We start from the raw sequence: 24,588 nt of genomic DNA on the forward strand, positions 1-24,588 counted from the left end.
TGCTACCAAAACATATCTCGCAAGAAGGGGACCGGGGTGGCAGACAGGACGCAGTATTCGCTGGCCGAGATCAGGCGCAGTCACCCATCCGACAAGGCCCGCAACGAATGGCAGACGGAATGGGCGCTGTCCCTGCTTTATCGTCGGCCCGGTTTCATCGTTGCATGGGCATTGTTGCGGCTTGGTTTCAACGCCAATCACGCGACGGCGGCAAGCCTTGTCCTGACCCTGCTGATGCCCTTCGCCGCACTTGCCATGCCAATCGAAGCGGCGGCGGTCATGGTGTTCTGGCTGGCGGTCACACACCAGATTCTTGATTGCGCCGATGGCAGCATGGCGCGGGTGACCGGCACGGCCGGCGCAGCGGGCGCCCGGTTCGATTTCCTTGTCGACATGCTGCATTGGGGGCTGCTTTACCTGTCGCTGGGCCTGTTGGCCGATGCTCAATTCAATAGCGGCTGGACATGGACTGCGGTGGCACTGTTCGCAGGGTGGCTGCGTCTGTTCGCACGGGTCTGCCGTGACAGCACCCCAACGCCGCCCCCGACCGCCGACGCCCCCGCCCCACCATTCATTGTCATGGCCGTCAGTGGCCTGAACGGATTGATCCCACTGCTGCCGGTTGCCGGCGACCATCTGCACTGGGCAGTCCTGTTCATCACCGTGTTCAGTGTGCTGGACCTGGCCGATTCTCTACCCGGAGCGCTGCGTTGAAAATCGTCGAAGTCAGCCCCTATGCCATCGGGCGTCCCGGCGGAGTTCAGACCCACATTCGCGATCTCAGAGCGTGGTTGATCGAACAGGGCCACGAAGTCCGTGTGCTTGCCCCGCCCGGCCCCCCGATCGAAGGCGTGACCCAGATCGGCCGGTGCCGCACCGCATCCGTCCACGGCACCAGTTTCGAACTGACCCATGCCACGCGTGCCGAATTGCGCAGTTGCGTTGCCGAGTTGCAGACCTGGGGTGCCGAGGTGGTGCATCTGCACACGCCTTGGGTGCCGATGCTTGGCTGGCAGGTATGGCGGCGGCTGAACCTGCCGACCGTGGCAACCTTTCACGCGACATTGCCCGAGGATAACGGCCCGGATCCCGTCAGCTGGTTCCTGCGCCGGGTCGCCGGATATTTCAACAAGCGGGTGTCGGCAGTGGTGGTGCCCTCGGACGGACCCCGCGCCCAGTGGATTGCGGCGGGTGCAAACCCGGTGCCGGGCATCATGCCCCCGACCATCAACTTGTCTCGATGGCGCGGCGCCCGGATCGAGAAAGCCGACGAAACGGCATTCAACGTGATCTGCCTTGGCCGGCTTGAGGAACGCAAAGGGCTGTTCGTCTTGCTGGAAGCGTGGAAACAGGTATCCGCGTCCCTGCCCCACGCCCATCTGACCATCGCCGGGAACGGGTCACTGGAGCAGGCCATACGACAGCGCATTGAATCGGATGCATTGCCCCGCGTGTCCCTGCTTTCTGCTCCGCCACATGAGGCCGCGCCCGCCCTTGTCGCCGGGGCGGATGCCTTTGTCGCTGCAGCGCTGGGCGGCGAAAGCTTTGGCCTTGTGCTGATTGAAGCGATGGCGGCGGGTGTTGTTCCCGTTGCCTCGGACAACGCAGGCTTTGCCTCGGTCCTGACCGGCCCGGGCGCCGACCTGCTATTTCCTGTGGGCGACGCTGGGGCGCTGGCTTCGAGACTGGTCGCGCTGGCCCAAGACAGGGCAAGACTTGTCCGGATGCGCAACTGGGCCATGCACCACGCAGACCAGTTCGACGTCACCCGCATCGGGCCCGACTATGTCCGCCTGTTTCAATCGGCGCTTGGCTGACGTTCGAACCGCGACGGGGTCGGGAACCGTGCATCCAGCCACGCTTTGACCATGCGTTCGACCCTCGGGTTCGGGTTGTTTTCGAAACTGTCGTTCAGCGTCGCGGTGAAGGGGGATTTCCTGTCCAGCATGCGCAACTGCGCCCATGTCCAGGGCGCGAAATTCTCAAGCGAGACATAGCCCTCGAACCGGCGCGTTTCGCCCCGCGTCGCCGTTATCGCTGCGCCCTGTTCGACCGCGTAATGGGGATAAAGGAACTCGGGCGGGATATTGCCCGCCGATCGGAAACGCGACGCGCGGGTGACCGCGAACTCATCCCCGAATGTGTCGATCATCCGCGCCCATACCGCCTTCTCGATCAGCCTGGGGCCGTGAATGACGTGGTGCCGATCGGCTGACATGCCACGCCGAGCCAAAGCCACGCAGGTTTCGGCCAGGGCCAGGTTCCACGGGCTTTCTTTGGTCTTGTCCAGCACCTCCAACTGACGGACACGCTTGCGGGTGAAATGCGACAACGGCACTCCGTCCCGCCACATGGCGTCAAATGCACCGCGCCTGAGGAACAGCATGTCATCCTCGACATAGATGAACTGTTCGGCCAATCCCGGCAGCAGGTGCAGATGGCTGACAATGGAAAACGAGTTGAAGGTCGGCAGAAGCGCGGGGGACATGATCTGGTCGTGATGCACCACCTCGATATCGGGATGATCGGCTTTTAGCCACCGGGGAACCTGTGGCCGGCAACTGACCAGATAGACGCGGCGAACTTCGGGCAGGTTTACCTCGAGGCTGCGCAGCGCATATCGGATCAGGTCCAGGTTATCGCGGGTGCGGTTGGGATTGGTGTCGTGGCGAGTCCCGGCATAGGCGGCAAGCTGATCGGCATAGCCCGGAAATCGGTCATCCACCCAGGTAAAGACTGCATCCACTGGCGCTTTGGTCATTTCGCCCCGCTTCCATTGTTCCGCTCACATTCTTCAATAGGCTCAATCCCTTGCGCAAGCACTCATCCATTGCAATTGCGCCCCGCTTTGTGCCAGCCTTCGAAGGGTTCGGGCATGGGTCCCGGCGGGAAACGCAGGAACAGCCATGCCCGGACACAGCGCGGATCTGGTTATCGCGGCGGATTTCGGAACGTCCGGGGTCAAGGTTGGGCTGGTCGACGGTGACCTGACGATTCTGGCCAAGGTCACCGAGACCTATCCCATCGACCTTGGGTCTGGCGGGCGCGCCGAACAACATCCCGAGGACTGGTGGGCTGCGCTGGCGCGTGCGCTGACGCGCCTGCGTCACGAATGGCCCGAGATTGCTGCACGCGCCGGTGCGCTGGTCTTTTCAACCCAGGTCTGCGGTGTGATCGCCACCGCACGTGACGGCACCCCGCTGCGCCCCTGCCTGACTTGGCTCGACAAGAGGGCAGCGGGGCTTGGGCAAGCACTGATCGGCGGTTTTCCCTCGGTGCATGGCTATCAGGTCGGCAAGTTGGCAACCTGGCTGCGGCTAGCAAACGGCGCCCCGGCCAAGAACGGCATGGACCCAACTGCCAAGATGATCTGGATCCGGGAAAACGAGCCCGACATTTTTGCCAATACCCATCGTTTCCTCGACGTGAAGGACTGGCTGGTGCATCGCGCCACCGGTCAGTTCACCACCAGCGCCGAAAGTGCAAACCTCACGTGGATTATGGACACTCGCCCCGGACGGGAAGACTGGTCCGAGGCACTGGCTCGCAAATGCGGCTTGCCAACGGACAAGATGGCGATGATCGTCGACGCCGATGCCGTTGTCGGCACCCTGACCCCACAGGCAGCAGCGGAACTGGGGCTGGACGCGGCGACGCCGGTGCTCGGCGGCACTTCGGATGTCACTGCGGCGGCGCTCGGGTCTGGCGCGGTGGCGGACGGAGAGCTTCATATCTCGGCTGCGACAAGTGTCTGGATCGCAGGCTTCTTCCCCGGTCGCCGCCTCAGCGTACCGCATTCTTATGCCACGATCTGCAGCGGACTGGGTTACCGTCCACTGTTGATTGCAACGCAGGAAAGCGCCGGGTCCGCAATGGAATGGGCGGTCAAACTGACAGGCCGCCCGGTTACCGACGAGGAACTGACCGGCGCTTTTGACGCGATCGGGGAAAGCCAACCCGACGACCCCTTCTTCCTGCCCTGGCTGGCCGGTGAACGTGTACCGGTGGACAATAACAAGCTGCGCGGCACATTCTGGGGGCTGGGACTGCACCACGACGCCAACGCCCTGCGTCGTGCCGCGCTGGAAGGGGTTGCGCTGAACCTGCGCTGGGCTTTTGGAAAGGTCATCCGCACCAGGGGCGCCAAGGCAGACGGACCGATCTCATTGGGTGGCGGTGTGGCGGCCAATGCAGTCTTTGCCCAGACGCTGGCAGATGCGCTGAACCGGGACATCCGAGTGGGCCAGGCCCGCCATGCCGGTGTGCTGGGCACAGCAACCCTTGCCGCTCCGGTGATGGGCTGGGCCGATACGGTTTGGGACTGCGCCCGCCGCCTTCAGGGTCAGACAACCGCTCATTATCAACCGAACCCAGACCGCGTTGACCAATTGAACGCACGCGACTCACGCCTGTCGCGCATCCGCGCCGACATGGTCAAAAGCTATCAAAGGACCGACGCGCCATGATTGACGGCCTGATCAAAACCCGCATCGACCCTCTGTGGGAAGCGATGGCCACGCCGCTGGTCAAAGCCGGCCTGACACCAAATCAGGTGACCTTTGCCGGGCTTGTGCTGATCTGCCTGTCGTCGCTGGCCTACCTTTGGCACTTGTCGCCCTTGTGGTTCGGCCTGACCTTGGCCCTGTCCTTTGTTTTTGATGCCCTTGATGGCGCCGTGGCCCGGCGGCGAAACATGCCGTCGAAAGCGGGCGGCTATTTCGACGCCATGGTGGACCGTTACCAGGAACTGGTGGTTCTGATGGCGCTTGGATACGTGCATCACCTCTGGCCACTGGCCTTTCTTGCCTTTGCGGGCAGCGTGCTGATCTCTTATGCCAAGGCGCGCACCGCCATAGAAATCGCGGTGAACAACGACACCTGGCCCGACCTGTTCGAACGGATGGAACGGATAATCTTCTTGTGTGTCATGCTGATCGCGGCGGGCCTGATCTCCGACTGGCGGGACCAGATCATCTTTTGGGGGTTGGTGATTTATTCCGTCCTGGCCCATCTGACCGCTCTTCAACGGGCGCGACGGGCCACCGCGATGCTGCGACAAGCCGATCAGGACGCGCGCGAGTGACGCCACAGCGCCGCGATCAGGTCCACGTGGAATGACAGGGACAGCGACAGCATCAAGCTGATCAACGCCGGCTCGGTCAGCACATAGGCCGTGTACATCGGCTTTTGCCACGTTCCCAAGTCGAAGTCTTTGGCGACGAACAACAGCAGATAGATCACGCCCCCCACGGGTGTCAGCCAAACCAGCCGCCAACGCAACCGCGCCATGAATGGCAACAAGACTCCGCCGCCTACCAGCCGGAATACCATGTACTGTGCCACCAGCATCGACGTCACCATCACCGCTTCGGAGATGAAAAACAGATAGCTTCCGACCATGTGCATGTCATTGTGATCGGGGAACCTGAAAACGCTGAGGATCACCATCCCCGTGCTGGCCAGCCCTTGCAGCATCACCGTCAGCCCGCAGGCCAGTATCGCACGGCGACCGCGCGGCGTGCCCGCATGCCCCGACGCCAGCAGTTGTTTTGCCAAAAGCGCAAAAAGCGCTGCGATGCCGACAAAGACAATCGGCGCGCTGATGCCGATCCAAAAAGCGAACCCCGGCCCGATCTCAGGATCGGAAATCGCGCGGCTGATGGTCGGTGGCTTGCGCGCGACATAGTCGGGATTGCGAGCAATGAACCCGGCGCGCGCGGCGTAGATCTGGTAGTTCACCACGAGAAATGTGAAGCCGATGCAAAACAGCTCGACCCGGATCAGGCGCTCGGTGCCGGATCGTTGCACCGCCTGATCCCTTGCGGTCATGCCCGAACACCCGGTCTGCCCGCGCGCATCGGTGTCTCGGACTCGACCTTGCCCGCCGACATCTTGATCAGCCGGTCGCATTTCTCGAACTGGTGGTCGTCATGGGTGACAGCGATGATAAGCTTGCCATCCGCGGCCAGTTCGGGAAGCAGGACGTCATAGAAAAATGCCCGGTTGCCGGGATCCTGATCGGCGGCAAACTCATCCAGCACCACGATGGGTCGCCCTTCGGCCAGTGTTACCGCCAGCGCCAGCCGCCGCCGCTGCCCCGCTGAAAGCGACAGGGACGAAAACCGATCCTCGGCCAGATGTACCCGATGCGACAGATTAAGCTGCGCGATCCGGCGGTCCAGTTCCGCAAGCTCGAGATCACCTAGCCCATAGGCCCGGTCAAACAGGTGAAACAGGCTGAACACGCCGCTGAACAATTCTCGATAGGCGGCGATGGTCTCGGGCGTCAGGGGTTTGCCATCCAGAAGGATTGTCCCGGCATCGGGGTGACGCAACCCGGTGATCAATGACATCAGCGTGGTCTTGCCCGACCCATTGCCGCCGCAGATGAACACTGTTTCTCCGGGCGCAAATGACATGTCGACCGGACCCAGGCGGAACGCCTCATGTTCAGGACGGTCGGGGTCGCGGATCACCGCCTCGACTCCGCGCAATTCTATTGACGAGAAGCTGCGATGTCCTTCCTGACCCTCGGTCAGGCTACGCGACTGGGCGCGCATCAGACTGGCCTGCAACTCTTCGATCTGGGAATAGGCGGCCTCGGCCCGACTCAGCTTGGGCAGTGCGTCAAACAGCGATTCGATGGGACCGCTGGTCAGCAGCACAACGGTCAGGATCTGCAACAGCGTCGCCGGCGACGCGCCCGTCAGGAAGGGCAATACGGCAACCACGGCGCACATCAAAAGGATAAGAGCCGATTGCGCGATCACCGTACTGGCCGAAAACAGGCGTTCGGATTCCAGCGAATAGTGGTTGGCCTTTGCAACCACCCGCGCGACTTCCTCCTCCATGGCAAGGCGGCGCGGATTTGAAAGCCGGATTTCCTTCCACCCCGACAGAAGGTCGTCCACACGGCCGCAGAACTCGGCATGGGCCCTGTTGGCACGTTTTGCCATCTTGCGCGCGGGGACATCCAGCAACACGTAGGCCAGCGTCCCGATCAGAACGGCGCCCAGCGTCATCAACCCGGCAACTGGCGAAATCCAGAACAGGTAGGGAATCGCCACAAGCACGATGATCACCGCCTCGATCGCCTGGATCACGGTGACCAGCGCATTGTTCACTTCACGGACCTGGTGGGTGATCCCGGCATAGATCGCGCCGTGATCGCGCGACAACAGGAAGTCGATATTGGCGTGCAGAAGCGCCACGGACATCGACTGGCGCATGTCCGCCGTTATCCGCGTCATCATCACGAAGGACCGCACCCGCGCCTGATAACTGGCCAGCAACATCGCTACTGCCGACACCGCCAGCAACAGAAACGGCCAGCGCGCATCGGTATCAAGGTTCGCCACGATGGTATTGATCGCAAGGATCAACCCCGAGCGGCCAAGGCTCGCTACAAGCGTAAACAGGATCACCGGGTCTTTCAGCGCCCCGCTTGTTACAAGCAGATAGCGCAGGATCTTTCGCCGGCGGCGGACGAAACCACCGAATCCGCGTGAGTCTTCCTCGGTTCTGGTCGTGGAACTGGTCAACCCGGCCTCTGTCCAAATTCCCGGAAACGCTAAAGCATTTGTAGGCGTTGGACCAGCGGCGGATTTCAGGCTTATCGGGCGACTTTGCGGCCAAGCGGTACGGTCACCCGCACCTGAACCGTCTCAAGACCCGGATTGATGTCGCCCAGCCCCGCATTCGAGCGGTGGTCAACCATCAGGCCCATGCGCACGCCGTTGTCGAACTGATACCCAATCTCGGCCTCGGACCGGAACTCGACCGTATGCCCCAGATCGACGCCGCCGTTAGGCACATAAAGGCCCGCGCCTAACGCCAGCTGGACATAAACCCGGTCAAACTGATGGGTCCAGGTGGACCCGACCCCGGCCCAGACCGCGCCATCCATGGTGGCGGAAAGACCCAGGTAGGGCTGAAACGGGCCGCGCATCTGACCAAGCTCATAGCGCAGATAGGCCTCTTGATCGATGTTCACGTCATCGAAAATCACCTGTCCGGCGGACACGCCCAGCCGTGACTGCGCATCGTCATAGGCCAGGCATCCGCCCGGCTGACCACAGTAGTTCGCGCTCATGTCAAACATGCCGACGATGAAGAAAAGCGCAGCGATGACCGGATCAAGCATGGGGATCTCCTGTTCTTGCGCGACAGGTTTAGGCGCACAGGCCGCGGCACGGAACCACGAACAGAAAGCCCGCCCCAAATCGGGACGGGCCGTGGAGTTTTCGCAACGCCGGGGTCGCGGTCAGCTGCGCACCACGAAGACCGAACACTTGGCATGGCGCACAACCCGTGCCGCGTTCGGACCCAGAAGGTAGTCGGTGAAATCGGGCTTGTGCGCCCCAATGACGATCAGCCCTGCCCCGTCTTTGGAAGCCGTGCGCAGGATTTCGTCATAAGCATTCCCGGTGGCAACCAGATGGCGAACCTTGGCATTGGCCTCGGCCCCCAGAACCCGCGTAATGAGGTCCCCCATCCGGCTGCGCGCCTCGGCCACAGCCTTGTCGTGATGCCCCTTGTCAAAGAAGCTGCCAACGACAGACATGCCGTAATCCGGGACCACCGTAATCACGTCAAGCTGCGCGCCGTCCAGCGCCGCCAGCCGCGCGGCTGTCTCAAGCACCGGGGCATCCTCACCACTGTTCGAGATGTCGATTGCACAAAGAACAGGCTTGGTCATGCGGGTACTCCTTCCCGTGTCATGCGTCCACGTTGCAGCATTGCCACCAGCGCCAGCAGCACCAGTGCAGGTATAAAGATCACCTCTTTCGGCATCTGATCCGCCGTTGCCTTGACGGACGAGATCACAACCGGATCGTCCGCATAGAAGTCAAAGCTTTGCATCGCGTCGGAAATCGGCGACCCGAACAACGGCTCGTCCATCTTCATTGCGCCATCCTCTTCCATCAGCAACAGACCCAGCGCGTCCAGCCTCTCAGCCCCGCTGCCTTCGGTCTCGACCGTCAGGACAAGGGTGGTGTCTTTTGTCTCGCCCGTGTCGAAATCCGGCCCCGAAACGATGATCCGCAATTCCTCACCAATCTCGGCAGAATCGAGTTCCTGCTCCAGTTGGGTCGGCTCGATGATCTCGAACGGCGGCTGGATGCGGTTCATGAAGTAATCCGGCCGGAACAGCGCAAAGGCGATCGCAATCAGTGCAACACTTTCATAAATGCGGTTCCTGGTCAGGAAATGACCCATCGTTCCAGCAGTGAACACAAGGATCGCGATCGACGCCACAACGAAGACCAATATGCCCTGCACCCATCCCACGTCGATCAGCAGAAGATCGGTGTTGAAGATGAAGACAAACGGCAGGGCCACGGTGCGCAGGCTATAGAAGAATGCTGTGAACCCGGTGCGGATCGCATCCCCCCCGGACACGGCGGCCGCTGCGAAACTGGCGAGGCCAACAGGCGGGGTCACATCCGCCATGATGCCGAAGTAAAAGACGAACAGGTGGACTGCGATCAAGGGCACGATCAGCCCCGACTGCGCGCCCAGCTCGACCACGACCGCCGCCATCAGAGACGACACGACGATATAGTTCGCCGTGGTCGGCAGGCCCATTCCCAGAACCAGTGACAAAAGCCCGACCATGATCAGCATCAGGATCAGGTTGCCGCCGGACAGGAACTCGACCAGATCGGCCATCACCTGTCCCACGCCAGTCAAGGTCACGGTGCCGACGATCACCCCCGCTGTAGCGGTGGCAAGGCCGATCCCGATCATGTTGCGTGCCCCGTCGATCAGCCCTTGGGTAAGGTCCGAAACACCTGCGCGGAAAGCATTGGCCATGTCGCTTTCGCCCCGGAACATCGCTTTCAGCGGGCGTTGCGTCAGAAGGATTACGAACAACAAAGCCGTCGCCCAGAACGCCGACAGACCGGGCGATTTCTGCTCGATCATCAGGAAATAGACCAGCACGATGATCGGCAAGAGGAAGTAAAGACCGGCCTTGTAGATCTCGCCCACCACGGGCAGTTCGACATGTTCGGCATTGGGGTCATCGGGTTCAAGGTCCGGCACCTGCGCGGCAAACCACAACAGGACCGCATAGGCGACAAAAACCAGAACCGCCAGAATCCACGCCGCACCAGACGGCACCATCGCAGTGATCCACTGAACGGGGTATTTCACACCATAGCAAAGGCCAGCAAAACCGACGAAGAACACCGCCATGCCGCCAATCGTCTTGCCAAGCGAAACCACCCGGTCGCCCAGCGTCGGCATGTTGTTCTTCACCGCTTCAAGGTGAACGATATAGACCAGCGCCATGTAGGAAATGGCGGCGGGCAGGAAGGCGTGGGTGATGACCTCGACATAGGAAATGCCGACATATTCCACCATCAGGAAGGCCGCCGCGCCCATCACAGGGGGCATGATCTGACCGTTGACGGATGACGCCACCTCGACCGCGCCAGCCTTTTCGGATGAGAAGCCGACCCGCTTCATTAAGGGGATCGTGAATGTGCCCGTGGTAACCACGTTGGCGATCGACGAGCCCGAGATCAGGCCGGTTGCGGCAGACCCGACAACAGCGGCCTTGGCAGGACCACCGCGCAGATGGCCCAGCGCACCAAACGCCATCTTGATGAAGTAGTTGCCCGCACCCGCCTTATCGAGCATTGCGCCAAACAGCACGAACAGGAACACGAACTTGGTCGAGACGCCCAGCGCGATGCCGAATACGCCCTCGGACGTGATCCACATGTGGCTCATCGCCTTTTTCAGCGAGGCCCCTTTCCAACGGATAACTTCGGGCACCCAGTCCGACGAACCCCAAAAGACATAAGCCAGGAAAACACAGGCGATGATCGCCATGGCCGGACCCAGCGCGCGGCGTGCCCCTTCGAACAATAGGACCAAGCCGATCAGAGCGACCCATTTGTCGGTATCGTCCGCCAGACCGCCCGCATTGACGATCTTGTCGTAGAAAAAGAAGCCATACATCGCGATGAAGGCCCCAAGAAGGCCCATGACCCAGTCCTGGATCGGGATGTAATGCCGGGGCGAGGATTTCAGGGCGGGATAGGCCATGAACGCCAGGAAAATTGCGAAGGCCAGATGCACCTGTCGGCTGTTGTTGATCAGGTCACCGGGCAGCACGTAATTGGCAAGCGGAGAGGCCAGAATGACCTGAAACAGCGACCACACCACGGCAACAACCGCCAGAAGCGTGCCCACCGCGCCCGCAGGGGCCCGCGCGCCTGCGTCACTTGAGGCCACCAGTTCCTGAAGCTCTTCTTCGCTCAAGGGGCCCTTGCCGGTTGAATTCTCGGCCATTCCTCATCTCTCCCTGATAATCCGCGTCGTTGGCGGTTTGATCCCACGCTATTTTGCTTGCGTGTTTTGGATGTCGAAGGGGCGGCACACCGCCCCTTCGGATTGGCTTGGGGACAGAGTTACTCCATCCAGCCTTTTTCTTTGTAATACTTGGCCGCGCCATCATGCAGCGGGGCAGACAGACCGGCGTGGATCATGTCCTTCGGGTCAAGGTGCGCAAACGCAGGGTGCAGCTTCTTGAAGTCCTCGAAGTTCTCGAACACCGCCGCAACCAGCGCATAGACCGCCTCGTCGCTGACGTCAGCACGGGTCACCAGCGTCGCGCCCACACCAAAGGTGTTCACGTCGGCATCAGTCCCGCGATACATGCCGCCGGGGATGGTGGCCTTGCGGTAGAACGAGTTGTTGTTGATCAGGTCGGTCACGGCCTGACCCTCAACCGGCACGATGACCGAGTCACAGGCAGTCGTGGCTTCCTGGATCGAGCCTGAGGGGTGGCCGACGGTGTAAACCATCGCGTCGATCTGGTTGTCGCACAGCGCCGCCGATTGCTCGGCCGCCTTCAGCTCAGTCGCCAGAGCGAACATGCCGGTGTCCCAGCCCTTTTGAGCCAGCAGCACTTCCATCGTGCCGCGCTGACCCGAACCTGGGTTGCCGATATTAACACGTTTGCCCTTCAGATCATCAAAGCTGGCGATCCCAGCGTCGGCACGGGCAACCAGTGTGAAGGGTTCCGGGTGGACCGAGAACACCGCGCGCAGGTCCTTGAACGACCCCATTTCCGAGAATTTCGAGGTGCCGTTATAGGCGTGGTACTGCCAGTCGGACTGGGCAACGCCGAACTCAAGCTCACCTTCACGGATGGTGTTGATGTTATAAACCGAACCGCCCGTCGACTCGACCGAGCAGCGAATGCCGTGTTCCTTGCGTCCCTTGTTGACAAGGCGGCAGATCGCACCGCCGGTCGGGTAATAGACGCCGGTGACGCCGCCGGTGCCGATGGTGATGAACTCTTCGGCAAAGGCAGCCGGCGCCATCATCGCAGCGGCGGCAACGCCGGCCAGTGTCAGTTTCAGTTTCGAATACATCTGTTTCTCCCTAGTTGATGTTACTTTCAGACAATCACCCGTCGCGGACCTCTTCGAGGATGCGGTTGTTCCTTTCCACTTGGGCGATGCGGTCGCGGGCAGTCTCTCCTGCCCGGCTGACCAGCATTCCAACAATTGTTTCGACCAGAACCATCGTGGCCACGTAAGACGAATAAAAATGCGGACTATCCGTGGGCACGATGAACCCTGACGACGCATATTTCAATGCCGGACATGCATGCGTGTCAGTTATGACAATCACATGAACCCCGGCGTCCGCAGCGGCGCGTGCCGCCGACAGGACCTTGGTCGAAAACGGCGGTTTGGTCACGATCAGCAGGACATCACGCTGATCCAAACCCGTCAGGGCCGCGCCCAGTGACGCCCCCATACGGCCCGCCAGCTGCCAGTTGTCGGCGCAGAAATGCGCCATGTACGCGAGGTATTCCACGATCCCGGTGGACCCGAGCGCCCCATAGAGAAGCACTCGCCGCGCCTTGTGCAGATGGTCAACCGCAGCGTCCAGCGCGGCGGGGTCGATCTCGGTCGTGAGACGTCCGATATTCTGGATACACGCGGCCGAATGATCACCGAAAAACGTCGTGCCCGCGCCCTTGTGCCGTTCCTGCAACTGCGTGGCGCGATCCGCAAAGGCATTGACCCGCCGGTCCAGTTTCTGGCGCATCGACTCGCGCAGGTCTTCGAAACTGTCGTAATCCAGCGCCCGCGCCAGCCGGGAAAACGTCGCCGGAGCCAACCCGCTTTCCAGTGATACAGCGCGCAGCGACCGCGTCGCCGTATTGACCGGATGCGCGGCCACGTAATCACCAGCCTCGCGCAGCTTGGCGCTGAGACCAGAGTAATTGCTGGCCAGCCTTTGTTCAAATGACCCGGTCAAATCGCGCGTCCCCTCATGCCGCATGTTGTTTCAACTGTTTCAAATATTGTCAATTCCTGAGCTATTTGTTTCAATAACGCGAATATGTTTCAGGAGCGGGCCATGTCCCACGTCTTTCCACGGCACACCAAATCACAACCCCCTGTCGTCATGCGTGGTGATGGCCCCTACCTCATTGACACCAATGGAAAAAAATATCTCGACGGATCAGGTGGCGCAGCGGTCAGCTGCCTTGGCCACTCGGACCCGGACGTCATCGCCGCAATCAAGTCGCAGATCGATTCGGTGGCCTTTGCCCACACCAGCTTTTTCACCTCGGCCCCGGCCGAATCGCTGGCCGACCGTCTGATTGCCCATGCACCGGAAGGGATCGAGAAGGTCTATTTCGTCTCTGGCGGTTCGGAGGCGATGGAAGCGGCGCTCAAGCTTGCCCGGCAGTATTTTCTTGAGATCGGCCAACCCCAGCGCCACCGTTTCATCGCCCGGCGGCAAAGCTATCACGGCAACACGCTGGGTGCGCTGGCCACCGGCGGAAACGCATGGCGCCGCGAACCCTTTGCGCCCCTGATGATCCAAACCTCACATATCGCGCCCTGCTACGAGTATAGGGGCCGCGAAGATGGCGAGAGTACAGAGGCATACGGCCACAGGGTCGCCGACGAGCTGGAAACCGAACTGCAACGCGTTGGCCCCGAGACCGTAATCGCCTTTGTCGCTGAACCCGTGGTAGGCGCGACCTCGGGGGCGGTTCCGGCGGTTCAGGGCTATTTCAAACGCATCCGCGAGATTTGCGACCGCCACGGCATCCTTTTGATCCTTGATGAGGTCATGTGCGGCATGGGACGCACAGGAACGCTGTTTGCCTGTGAACAGGACGGCGTCAGGCCAGATATCGTGACCATCGCCAAGGGTTTGGGTGCAGGATATCAACCGATCGGCGCGATGCTCTGTTCCGGCGCGATCTACGCAGCGATCGAGCAGGGCTCGGGTTTTTTCCAGCATGGGCACACCTACATCGGCCACCCCACCGCCTGCGCCGCTGCCGACGCCGTGCTGACGAAGCTGACCGACGGCGGGCTGGTCAACCGGGCCGCCGACCTTGGCGACACGCTTATGGCCGCGCTGACCGACCGCTTCGGGCAACATCCCCATGTCGGCGACATTCGCGGGCGCGGCATGTTCCGCGGGCTTGAACTTGTCGCCGACCGCGACACCAAGACCCCCTTCGCACCGGAACAGGCCGTGGCCAAGAAGTTGAAAGCCGCCGCATTCGAGGCCGGTCTGATCTGTTACCCGATGTCAGGCACAATTGACGGCCGGCACGGTGACCACATCCTTCTGGCTCCACCCTTCATCCTGACAGACAACCAGGTAGACGAACTGACGGACAAGCTTTCGACAGCCATTACAGAGGTTTTGGTCTGAATTGGCGACCCCGGCAGGATTCGAACCTGCAACCTGCCCCTTAGGAGGGATGCGTCCATAGCGCTATTCCTTTTGTGATTTCTTAGAGTTGGGTGTTTGTACAGCGTCATCCTGTACGTGTTTTGTACGAAAACGGGCCCTGATGTCGGCCTCGTCGGTCTCTGCATGGGCATAGATCCGCATGGGCAAATTGGGGTCTGACCAGCGCCCCGCCTTGGCTGCCGTAACTGGATCTACGCCTTGGCGCACAACAAGCTCCGTGAAGAACCCGTGCCGCCCTGCTGGGTGCGCAGAAAGGTACGGGATGCCCGCGCGCTTGCAGATCGTCTTCCAGCGCGTGTTGTACCCTGTCGAGCTGCCATAGCCGAAGATGCGCGCTTTCATCAGCTTGCCGGTCTTGCGGTTCTTGGGGCGTTTGGGCGGCAGCGCGAGAAGCTCGTCCATCATCTGAGGTGAGACAGCGATCCAGCTCTCTGGGTGGCCCTTCTGCGCCTTCACTCGGACTTTGTTCTCGTGCGGCCGAAGGTCATCCGGCTCCAGCGATACGGCCTGATCAATCCGTGCAGCCGTTTCAAACATGAATCGGACTAGCGCGGCATTGTACGGATCAGCAGCACCGCAAAAGGCTTCGATCCATTCCTTGTCAGCTGGCGTGCGCTCGACGCGGCTAAGCTTGCCGCGCCGCTTGTCCTGCGCGATCCGCTCGAACTTGTCGTAGGGCTTCACCCGGATCAGAGGCGTGCCTTCCAGCTCGTGTGCGTTGTTGATCACCGCACTCGCGGGCGTCACGATTTCACGCCACCAGGTATCCGTTGATGCTTTGGGTTTCAGCTTAGGCCCAAGGCTCTTCAATAGTGCACCAGAAATCGCGCCCAGCGACAGGTCGCCGATTGCCTCGACAATCGGGATCAACTGCTTCGCCGCCTTCGGGGATGCGTTGTAGAGCATGATTGCATCAGAGAACGTCTTGCTCGGTTCGTCGCCCACGACATAGCGACGGATTTGCCGTTCGGTCTCATGGTTTATCCAGTCCCGTGCGCCCTCTTCTGTAGATGCCTTAGTGCTTCGCCGGTATGGGCCGGCGATTGGCCTGCCGTTGTATTCAATCCACCCCTTGGCCCAGTAGACACGGCCCCTCTTGTAAATTTGGAGCGGCATGACTGGCCTCCTTCAAAAATCGTATCAATCTGCGCGGGCGTGATCAGCATGGTCCGCCCAAGGCGGTAAAAAGCACCTGTCTCATTTGCTCGCTCGCGCAACGTGCGTTCTGAAATATCGATCCCCATCCCGGCCATGACTTCGACCCACTGCGCGGGCGTTTTCCCAAGCCCCAAGATCTGAGAGCTGTCCGAATAGTTGGTCTCTGCCATTTCAGTTGTCCTTGTCCGCGTAAGTTGAATCGGCGACACGCATGGAATCGCTTGTTCTGCACCTTCTGACGTGGTCAGATGGGTCAAACCGTAAATATGCGTCATTTTGTGCTATGTTTATACAGAATTGCGCACTCGTCAATTGGGAAACTTGCATGGTGCGAGATGATGCTGAATTGTTTGCAGAGATTGGCGCTCGCCTCGCGATCTGTCGCAATGAGATAGGCGTCTCCCAGGCCGCTATGGCTGAAGCCATTGGCGTGTCACATCGCGCCTATCACAGCTATGAAAAGGGCAAACGCGGCGTCCCGGTCGAGGCCCTCGTCAAGATGCAAAGCCGCTACGATGTTGACGTCGCCTGGCTATTGCTCGGCACAAAATCCATTCGGGCTGGGCATGATTTCGAGGCTCTCAAACACATCGAAAGCTCGCTAGATAAGCACCTCACCGACGAGAGCATAAAAGTCAAAAGCGAGAAGCGCGGGGCCATCGTCGCGCGTTGGTATCAATCGCATGTCGAAGGCCGTGAGGTGACGGATGATGACGTGCACACATGGATCGAGCTGGTAAGGGAGTAATCTGGTGAACAAGGCAAGCAAACGCTGGGACATGTTGCGACACTCAGTCTTGGAGCGCACTCGCCGTGAGGTGATTGAACCCTTTGGCCCGCTTTACCTGATCTTCCTGGGAACCAGCGTGTTCTACCTGATTGGTTTGGGTCAACTATCGTTGGCACAAAAGCCCACCGAATACTCGGTTTTGGCTGCGATTTCGATTATTGCTATCGCCACAGCTGGCTTGGCACTTCCATTTTTGACAGGTGCGGTGCTGACCTTACGCGCGGCCGATCGAAAACTGGAACGCCTTCAATGCGGGTGATCCGATGGCCTTCGGTATCTTCATCCATCGCAGCGACTCGATCTACGACGACATTCCCTCGGAGCGGTATCAGTTTCCCAAGCAATACCTCTCGCGAGCCCAACAGTGCGAAGGTGATTGGATTGTCTACCTCGAGCCAACCAAGGTCAAAGAGACCAAAGGGTACTTTGCTGTCGCTAAGGTCCAGGAAATCATTCCGGATCCTAGGAAGCAGGACATGTTCTTGGCGGTGATCGAGGCAGGAACGTATCTTGATTTTGGCGACCCTGTTTCATTCCGAGACGAGAACTCAATCATCGAAAGAGGATTGCTGAACGATCAAGGCAAGATATCCGGACGCGCACAAGCCGCAGTAAGAACCCTTTCAGCTGAAGACTTTGCCCGAATAGTCGAACGTGGTCTTGGACGAGATGAGGACATCCTGCCCCGCGTGGGCGACACGATGCAGTTGCCAGGGTTTCAGGACACGCAAACACCTTTCCAACACATGCCTGCACGGGAACGCGTCAACCAACTGACCAACCGGACGGTTCGTGATCGTAATTTCAGAAAGAACGTCCTGCGCGCCTACGGCGAGCGTTGCGCCATCACCGGCCTACGCCTGATAAATGGCGGTGGCCGCGCCGAGGTGGAAGCCGCCCATATCAGACCTGTAGAGCATGACGGCCCCGACATCGTCAGCAATGGGCTCGCCCTGTCTGGAACTGCGCATTGGATGTTTGATCGCGGCCTCGTTGGGTTAGCAGAAGACCTGACTATTCTGGTGTCCCGTCAGAGCAACGACATCGAAGCCGTGACATCGATGATTAACTCGTCCGGCAAGATCTTGGTGCCAGACCGCCTCGCCAACCGGCCAAGGACTGAGTTTGTAACCTGGCACAGAGAGAATTGTTTTAAGCAGTAATGGCCTATCTATTTTTAGACGACAGCAAGCACCATAGATCCGGATTTTCACTTGCCGCATTCGCCATTTGCGATGTGGATCCAACAGAAGAAATGAGCGCGCTCTTTCGCGAGTATGGCTTCGATCCGGGCACGTTCGAATTCAAGTCTTCGTCAGCAATGAAAGATGACAATGATCTTCAAGCGCTACGTGGCAGCTTGAAACACTTTATCGCACGCAACTGCAAAATGGCCCTATGCGTCGTAGATAGCGCAGATGACACACAAACATTAGGCCCGGCATCGTTGACGCTTTTGCGTAGCGCACTGAAGCATCCCTTGCTCGAGGGGCGGCAGCATGAGGTCTTCTTTGATGAAGGCCTCTTCAAACACAAATGCGCGGCTGAGGCTTTAGTTTCGGGCGATCTGGAGCTCCAAGGCTGCAACTTCCACTTTGAACAGGATTCCAAGGCGGTAATGGGTATCCAACTTGCGGACATCATGGCCCATACGTGCAGCATTATGCTGTTGGAAGCACTCGGTGATATTAGCAAAAAGGTGATCGTCAACGCACCTGGGGACAGCGTTTACGATGGTCTCGAGGTCGAGCTCGGCTTCGAGATGTGGGCCGGAATCCGCTACGCATTTCTCAGCCAAAACAAGCCGAACCCAAAACACGATTTCGACCTAGCAAACGTCGACGTTTATCCTTGGGGACTATTCATTGATGAGAGCGTCAACGAGCGGGTCGCACCAGTTGTGATGGAGCGTTTTGGAGAAAACTACTTGGGTTGTATTCATTGACGACCCTGAAGGCAAAATCTGGCAGACTGGCAAAGCTTCTGGCGAAAGAAAACTATATTTGGTGGACTATGATCGACCTGAACACCAGCGACTACAGCAAAAAGATCCATTCAAATTAGTGGCGAGTTTTGAAAATGAGCGTAGACAGGACCGAGGTTGAGAGATTTCTCAAAAATTGGGCAAACACCAAATCAAAACCCCATTTTGCGGTGCTAATCGAAGGTCGGTGGGGCTGCGGAAAAACCCATTTCGTTACAAAGCTTCTGGAAGATGATGCTTTTACTGACCGCAAACCCATATACCTTTCGGTCTTTGGCATTACTGACATCCAATCTCTTGAGACCAGTCTCTTCTATGCCAGTGCCAGCACGGTCACCAAGACGTTGCACAAAGGGGTTGGGCTTGCGGGGTCAATATTCAGCGGGGCGCTTACGCTGGGTACAGGCGGCATCTTGGGAGGAACCGCGAACCTCAACAAGGTGGTGGATGCGGCTACTTCACAACTCGAACAATCGGCCAAGAACATGGACGGGGCATTGTTGGTTCTTGATGACTTGGAGCGCTGCCAAATCCCAATGTCAGAGCTATTGGGCGTCGTGAACCGATTTGTAGAGCATGGTGATACACGTGTGATTCTATGTGCGAATACCGACGATTTGCTTGACGACCATTTTATTGCTTTCAAAGAGAAGGTGGTTGGGCATTCCTTCTTGTTGGAAAGTGATCCCGAAAGCGCGTTGGCCTCATTCGTGGCGGAGATTACACACTCCGAAGTCAGTGAGCTTTTGTTGCATTACACGAACGATATCCTCGAACTCTACGATAGATCGGGATACCACAACCTTAGGGCCTTACGGCAGTTCGTTTGGCAGTTGGCTTCAATTCTTGAGAAAATGAAAGTGGAGTATCGTCAGAACGACAAGTTGGTTCAAAACCTTATCATCCAATTTTTCATTTTTTTTATCGAATTCAAACTCGACCTTTCGGAAGAAACCTCAACTCTGACGCCCCAAGACTTGTTGGGCAGGTATGACAAAGGCAAGGACGAGGTTCGCCATGTCTATGAGTTCTCATTCGACAAAGACAAAGAACCCACCCCGAAACAGCGGGTCTTTAAGAAATATGAACAACACAATGGCATAAGGGCAGTCATAACTGTCCAGCAATGGATTTCGATCCTCAACTCTGGCGTTGTTGATGCGTTGCGATTGAATGCCGAACTAGCCCAGTCAGACGAGGTGGCGGGCGTAGCTTCTTGGCCGTCCTGGAGGAGGTTGTGGCACCTCTATAGCTGGGATTTCTCGGATGATTCAGAGCGCGAATTCTGGTCCGATGTCGAAGACATGCAATCGCAACTGAAAGACGGCTGCTACATCGAAGTTGGAGAGTTCCTTCATGTCGTTGGCGTATCCCTAATGCTGGCGGATCACGAACTGATTGATCAAACAGTTCCCGATACGATTGCAGCGATGAAGACATACATTGATGAAAAGTTTGTCCCCCAGCTAACGGATGAGCGTTGTCGAGGTGTCAGTGAAAGGTTTGGCCGTCACTTAGATTCATATGACGGCCTTGGTTTCATGAGGCGTGAGGATGATGAATTTAAGGAGGTCGTGGAACATCTGGTCAAGAAAATGGATGCGTGGCACCAAAATTGGCTGGGTGAGGATGCAGGCAAACAACTCTTGAAATTCCTTACTGAGGATTGGATACGTTTCTTTGGAAACCTTACCGTAATCAATCACGCACCTGAGCAGCGCTATTTGAATGTGCCGATACTGGCAACCATTGACGCGGCGACCTTTGTCGATGTCTGGTTCAGTCTATCGCGCCACGACGAACGGCTCGTCGTTGGAAGCATTAAGGACCGCTACGAATACCGATCAGAACTTTTGGATTCTGAGGGTCTCTGGTGGAGGGAAGTCCAAGTTGAACTGAAAAATCGGGTTGCAAGATCAAAGAGCAAGCCGAGGAATGTCCAAATCAACAACCTGATCGACCACATCAACTCCACAATCATCGAGAAGTGGGAACTACGGCAGTTTGAAGAGCTCACAAACGGAAACTCAACTGACCTTAGCTGGATGACGCGCAAGCGGGTCAATAGCCAATGAGATTTCACGCAAACGGTCCAATCGTCCCTGATGTCTTACTGGAACGCAGTGATGCGGGCCGAGTTGTTTTCCTCTGCGGCGCTGGTGTTTCATTGCCGTCTGGTATGCCGAGCTTCATCGGCCTAACTCAACATGTTATCGACTTCTTTGATCCACCGGAGGAGTCCGAAATCATGCGGGCGTTCCAACCCTGGATTGATGATCCGACTGGCACAAACATGCCACTGGACCAAATCTTCAACCTGCTTCACCTGGAATACGGGCGCGATGAGGTGAATGCACTCGTCACGGAACGCCTTCAGGCTTCGGCAGGAAGTGGTTCAATTGGCCATCACCACAGCTTGGTCAAACGCATCTCAACCAGTCCGAACGGCGTACCACAGATCATCACCACGAACTTTGATCTGCTATTCGAAATGGATGGTGATCTGGCAACATTTTCACCTCCCGCTTTTCCTGATCTGGCGTTTGGGCGTTCGGTGGAAGGTATTACCTACCTGCATGGACGGCTTGCGAACACCGACGCTGACCAGCACCCGTATGTCTTAAGCAGTGCTGATTTCGGACGGGCATACCTTTCGGAGGCTTGGGCCACGAATTTCATACGCAATCTACTAGAGCATTACACGGTGGTGCTGGTCGGCTATCAAGCTGAAGATCCACCGATCAAATATCTGCTCCAAGGTTTGAACCATGACGGGCAGTTTGATCGCACGCGAATCTATGCTTTTGACAAAGGCACACCTGAAGATATTGAAGCCAAGTGGCGTGATCGTGGTGTAACGGCAATTGCTTACACCGATCATCCTGACCTTTGGCAAACTATGGAGGCATGGGCAGATCGTGCAGACGATCCAAGGGAATGGCGACGGGCGGTAATTGCGACAACAGAACAGGACCCCAAGTCACTTTTACCATACCAGCGCGGTCAAGTTGCGCATGTGGTGCGCTCCGTACCTGGTGCCAAGTTGCTGGCTGATGCTGAACACCCAACTCACCCAGAATGGGTATGTGTATTCAGCGGCTTCATTCGCTCGGCGAAGCGGGTCAGCGGGTATGGTGATGATGCTGAGGTCTTTGAGCCAAGTGTTGCCTACGGATTGGACGATGACCTTCAGAACCTAACTGATGAAGACTATCGTCGTGGAACCTTCAACGATGATCTGTTGTCGTGGCGACATGGCGATGAAAACCCAACTGATGCACATCGACTTGGTGGCAGAACACCAGACGGCCACACCAGTACCCCACCACGACTGTGGCATCTGTTACGATGGATCGGAGATCATCTATCCAGCCCTGTTATTGCTTGGTGGGCAGTTAAGCAGAACGGTCTGCATCCACGTCTGTTGAACCACATCGAATGGCGTTTGGGTCAGAAAAATGAACTCGATGACAAAGCTCGGCACATCTGGAGCTTGATCATTGATCACCACAAAGACCCTCGGACCCGCGAATGGGATGGCGACTGGTTTGATTTGAAAAGGCGGGTTGCGAACGATGGTTGGTCCCCAAGCGTTATTCGTGAGTTTGGTCGTGTTGCTGCACCAAAGCTGGACATTAAACCGCCCTACAGCATAGCAGGTGCACGTCCTCCTACGGTGGACTGGACAGACATAGAACTTGGTCATTTGGGCCAATTCGAAGTGAAGTTCCTCGAACGTCACAAAGATGATCTGACCATACCTGACGAAGTGCTTCCTCAGGTATTTAACCTGCTCGAAGACGCAATGAAGGCTGCATCAGGGATGCTGTCAGATATTGGCAAGACCTACTTTGTCACGCCAACCTGTTACCCTGATCGTGAGGTGGACGGCAAAGATCGCCACAACAAAGCCGCCGACGCAATGAAGTTGTTCGTTGAATTGTTTGAACGGCTGGTTCAGTTGTCACCCGACGTGGCACGGGGACATTTCCTGACGTGGCCAATTGAAGATCAATTCTTCTTCAAGAAACTGGTCCTCTACGCTCTGTCAAAGGAAGATTTGTTCGCACCTGAAGAGGTTGGTGAGCGTGTCCTTGCTCTAAGCCAAGGTACGTTCTGGGACACCGACGTAGCACGGGAGCTGGTCTTTCTGCTGGTTGACAGATGGTCGGCATTTCCAGAACAAATTCGCCATCAATTGGGTGAACGGCTTCTCAGCGGACCAGACCAAGAGAGCTACTGGTCTGATGATGTGTATCCAAGCAGGCGTGACGAGTTTATCGCAAGATATGCACGTTACTTGGAAATGCAGGGATGCGAGCTTCTGGCTCATCAAAGTGAGCGTCTTGCTGCGATCATCGACAGCATCGAGAACTGGAGCGACGGATGGGCGACCTCTACGGTAACGGAACGCGGGTCTCACGTCGGCTATGTCGGTACGGATGAGAATCCCGATGCAGTTGTTGACCTTGCCGTGGATGAGATCATTCCTCGTGCAAAGGAGGACCTGGAGCGCGACTTTGGGAGCTTCACGGAGAAACGTCCCTTCACAGGACTGGTAAAAGCAAACCCGCGCAAAGCTCTGTCTGCGTTGTCGGTTGCGGCCAGAGCGAACGACTACCCACAGGTGTTCTGGTCGGCCATGATCAATGAGCTTCCTGATGATATTGCACCGAGGCTCCGAAGGGTATTTCTGCACCGCCTTTGCCGCTTACCTCACGCGGTGATCGTCGAATTGCGACACACGATCTGTCGGTGGCTGGAACAGAACATCACAAAGCTGATCGAATTCGATGATGAACTTGCTTGGGCCGTATTTGATCATGTTGTGGACGGCGTTGTCGGGGGTGGAGACAACGCGACCGAAAGCGGGATTGGAGAAGTAAGCCGCGGCGGTGAGGTCATCCCCCAATCGCGTCGCACATACCAACACGCCATTAACGGGCCTTTGGGAATGTGTGCAGAGGCTTTGTTCCATGCCGTACCTGGTGAAAAGCAGGAACAAAATTCGCTTATCCCAGACCACATCAAAACTCGAATTGAACGCTTACTTGCTTCGCCAGGTGAGGGTTCCGACCACGCTGTTTCTATCACCTTCAGCAAGCTGAACTGGTTGATGTACGTTGATCCAGAGTGGGTCGAACATCGCCTCGTTCCAATGTTAGCGTTCGACCATCCCGCCGCCGAACCTGCTTGGAACGGATTCTTGTGCAGCAGTCGGGTTCCGTGGTCACCTCTTGCAGTCCTAGTTAAGCCATTTCTGCTGCAAGCTGTGCCATGGGTTGAAAACCAGATATGGGATCGCGATCTGGCAAAGGTCATCACCCAATGGTTGGGGTGGATGTACATCTTCAAGCGTGATGAAGACGACGGGCTGACAAAGCAAGAAATGCGACGCGTGTTGCGAGAGATGTCCGATGACACACGCAATCAGTTTATTTGGTGGTTGGGACAAGTCGGCCAAGAGAACGACGACGGTTGGGAGACTCTAGTAGCGCCCTTCTTGGATGAAGTATGGCCACGAGAACGCATCTATCGCACTGCGTCGTCAGTCGACTCGTGGATTAGTATGCTTGACGATACTGGACCCAGTTTTCCAGTGGTGTACGCCTCAGCGAAGCGTTTCTTGGTCCCAGTCGAATCTGACCATCATCCGTTCTACCGTTTTACCAGAGAGGTCGGTGAAGACGAACCAATCACAGCGCAATTCCCAGCGGAAACACTCGATCTACTAGACACTGTAACACCACAGGTCCTGAGCCGAATTCCCTACGAGTTACCGAAAATTCTGGCATTAGTGAGTGAAACATCGCCAGATCTAAGGGCGGATCATCGTTACCTAAGACTAATTGATTTGGTTGAAGGGATCTAGGCGAGACCAATACCTCAACGTCCGCTC

20 protein-coding genes are annotated in these 24,588 nt (G+C 57.8%); 11 read left to right on the top strand and 9 right to left on the bottom strand.

Features of this window, described 5'->3' with window-relative positions:
- Positions 1-36 precede the first annotated feature (36 nt).
- Together JQ863_RS00970 and JQ863_RS00975 are read left to right on the top strand one after the other, a co-directional pair.
- Positions 37-714 (top strand): CDP-alcohol phosphatidyltransferase family protein, encoded by a 678-nt coding sequence (locus JQ863_RS00970; protein ID WP_204112466.1) that lies wholly within the window; start codon positions 37-39, stop codon positions 712-714.
- Complete coding sequence (locus JQ863_RS00975; RefSeq protein WP_204112467.1) at positions 711-1,817, top strand: glycosyltransferase family 4 protein; 1,107 nt, start codon at positions 711-713, stop codon at positions 1,815-1,817. The genes JQ863_RS00970 and JQ863_RS00975 overlap by 4 nt, the downstream gene beginning before the upstream one ends.
- On the opposite strand, the gene JQ863_RS00980 is transcribed toward JQ863_RS00975, so the two are convergent.
- Positions 1,799-2,761, bottom strand: coding sequence for a stealth conserved region 3 domain-containing protein (locus JQ863_RS00980; protein WP_204112468.1), 963 nt, complete (start codon positions 2,759-2,761; stop codon positions 1,799-1,801). The genes JQ863_RS00975 and JQ863_RS00980 overlap by 19 nt on opposite strands.
- Positions 2,762-2,906: 145 nt before the next feature.
- Here JQ863_RS00980 and JQ863_RS00985 point away from each other — a divergent pair, with 145 nt between their 5' ends.
- Together JQ863_RS00985 and JQ863_RS00990 are read left to right on the top strand one after the other, a co-directional pair.
- Positions 2,907-4,466: a xylulokinase gene (locus JQ863_RS00985; RefSeq protein ID WP_204112469.1), complete on the top strand. Its 1,560-nt coding sequence runs from the start codon at positions 2,907-2,909 to the stop codon at positions 4,464-4,466.
- On the top strand, positions 4,463-5,083 hold the full coding sequence (locus tag JQ863_RS00990) for a CDP-alcohol phosphatidyltransferase family protein (protein ID WP_204112470.1): 621 nt from the start codon (positions 4,463-4,465) through the stop codon (positions 5,081-5,083). The genes JQ863_RS00985 and JQ863_RS00990 overlap by 4 nt, the downstream gene beginning before the upstream one ends.
- Here the strand turns inward: JQ863_RS00990 and JQ863_RS00995 are convergent.
- From JQ863_RS00995 to JQ863_RS01025, 7 genes are all read right to left on the bottom strand, one after another.
- Positions 5,065-5,829: a hypothetical protein gene (locus JQ863_RS00995; RefSeq protein ID WP_204112471.1), complete on the bottom strand. Its 765-nt coding sequence runs from the start codon at positions 5,827-5,829 to the stop codon at positions 5,065-5,067. The genes JQ863_RS00990 and JQ863_RS00995 overlap by 19 nt on opposite strands.
- Positions 5,826-7,541: a cyclic peptide export ABC transporter gene (locus tag JQ863_RS01000; protein ID WP_204112472.1), complete on the bottom strand. Its 1,716-nt coding sequence runs from the start codon at positions 7,539-7,541 to the stop codon at positions 5,826-5,828. The genes JQ863_RS00995 and JQ863_RS01000 overlap by 4 nt, the downstream gene beginning before the upstream one ends.
- Positions 7,542-7,612: 71 nt before the next feature.
- Positions 7,613-8,143 carry an acyloxyacyl hydrolase gene (locus JQ863_RS01005; RefSeq protein ID WP_204112473.1) on the bottom strand — a complete coding sequence of 177 codons (531 nt, stop codon included), beginning with the start codon at positions 8,141-8,143 and terminating at the stop codon, positions 7,613-7,615.
- 120 nt (positions 8,144-8,263) lie between these two features.
- Positions 8,264-8,698 carry a universal stress protein gene (locus JQ863_RS01010; protein WP_204112474.1) on the bottom strand — a complete coding sequence of 145 codons (435 nt, stop codon included), beginning with the start codon at positions 8,696-8,698 and terminating at the stop codon, positions 8,264-8,266.
- Positions 8,695-11,304 carry a TRAP transporter permease gene (locus JQ863_RS01015; protein WP_204112475.1) on the bottom strand — a complete coding sequence of 870 codons (2,610 nt, stop codon included), beginning with the start codon at positions 11,302-11,304 and terminating at the stop codon, positions 8,695-8,697. Before JQ863_RS01015 ends, JQ863_RS01010 begins: the two co-directional genes overlap by 4 nt.
- Before the next feature lie 119 nt (positions 11,305-11,423).
- Positions 11,424-12,392: a TAXI family TRAP transporter solute-binding subunit gene (locus JQ863_RS01020; protein ID WP_204112476.1), complete on the bottom strand. Its 969-nt coding sequence runs from the start codon at positions 12,390-12,392 to the stop codon at positions 11,424-11,426.
- Positions 12,393-12,426: 34 nt separating this feature from the next.
- Positions 12,427-13,314: a MurR/RpiR family transcriptional regulator gene (locus JQ863_RS01025; RefSeq protein ID WP_239113185.1), complete on the bottom strand. Its 888-nt coding sequence runs from the start codon at positions 13,312-13,314 to the stop codon at positions 12,427-12,429.
- A gap of 78 nt (positions 13,315-13,392) precedes the next feature.
- Here JQ863_RS01025 and JQ863_RS01030 point away from each other — a divergent pair, with 78 nt between their 5' ends.
- Entirely contained in the window at positions 13,393-14,715 is a 1,323-nt protein-coding gene (locus JQ863_RS01030; protein ID WP_204112477.1) for an aspartate aminotransferase family protein, read from the top strand.
- Between the two features lie 63 nt (positions 14,716-14,778).
- Here the strand turns inward: JQ863_RS01030 and JQ863_RS01035 are convergent, their stop codons facing one another.
- Positions 14,779-15,873 (bottom strand): tyrosine-type recombinase/integrase, encoded by a 1,095-nt coding sequence (locus JQ863_RS01035; RefSeq protein WP_204112478.1) that lies wholly within the window; start codon positions 15,871-15,873, stop codon positions 14,779-14,781.
- 367 nt (positions 15,874-16,240) lie between these two features.
- Here JQ863_RS01035 and JQ863_RS01040 point away from each other — a divergent pair, with 367 nt between their 5' ends.
- From JQ863_RS01040 to JQ863_RS01065, 6 genes are all read left to right on the top strand, one after another.
- On the top strand, positions 16,241-16,663 hold the full coding sequence (locus tag JQ863_RS01040) for a helix-turn-helix domain-containing protein (protein WP_204112479.1): 423 nt from the start codon (positions 16,241-16,243) through the stop codon (positions 16,661-16,663).
- A gap of 4 nt (positions 16,664-16,667) precedes the next feature.
- Entirely contained in the window at positions 16,668-16,964 is a 297-nt protein-coding gene (locus JQ863_RS01045; protein ID WP_204112480.1) for a hypothetical protein, read from the top strand.
- Between the two features lie 4 nt (positions 16,965-16,968).
- Positions 16,969-17,868: an HNH endonuclease gene (locus tag JQ863_RS01050; protein WP_204112481.1), complete on the top strand. Its 900-nt coding sequence runs from the start codon at positions 16,969-16,971 to the stop codon at positions 17,866-17,868.
- Positions 17,868-18,650 carry a DUF3800 domain-containing protein gene (locus tag JQ863_RS01055; RefSeq protein ID WP_204112482.1) on the top strand — a complete coding sequence of 261 codons (783 nt, stop codon included), beginning with the start codon at positions 17,868-17,870 and terminating at the stop codon, positions 18,648-18,650. The genes JQ863_RS01050 and JQ863_RS01055 overlap by 1 nt, the downstream gene beginning before the upstream one ends.
- Before the next feature lie 134 nt (positions 18,651-18,784).
- A complete protein-coding gene (locus JQ863_RS01060; protein WP_204112483.1) occupies positions 18,785-20,764 on the top strand; it encodes a P-loop NTPase fold protein in 1,980 nt (659 codons plus the stop codon).
- Entirely contained in the window at positions 20,761-24,561 is a 3,801-nt protein-coding gene (locus JQ863_RS01065; RefSeq protein WP_204112484.1) for an SIR2 family protein, read from the top strand. Before JQ863_RS01060 ends, JQ863_RS01065 begins: the two co-directional genes overlap by 4 nt.
- The last annotated feature ends 27 nt before the right edge of the window (positions 24,562-24,588 follow it).

It is taken from the genome of Shimia biformata (assembly GCF_016888515.1).
In the GTDB taxonomy this organism is placed as follows: Bacteria; Pseudomonadota; Alphaproteobacteria; order Rhodobacterales; family Rhodobacteraceae; genus Shimia_A; species Shimia_A biformata.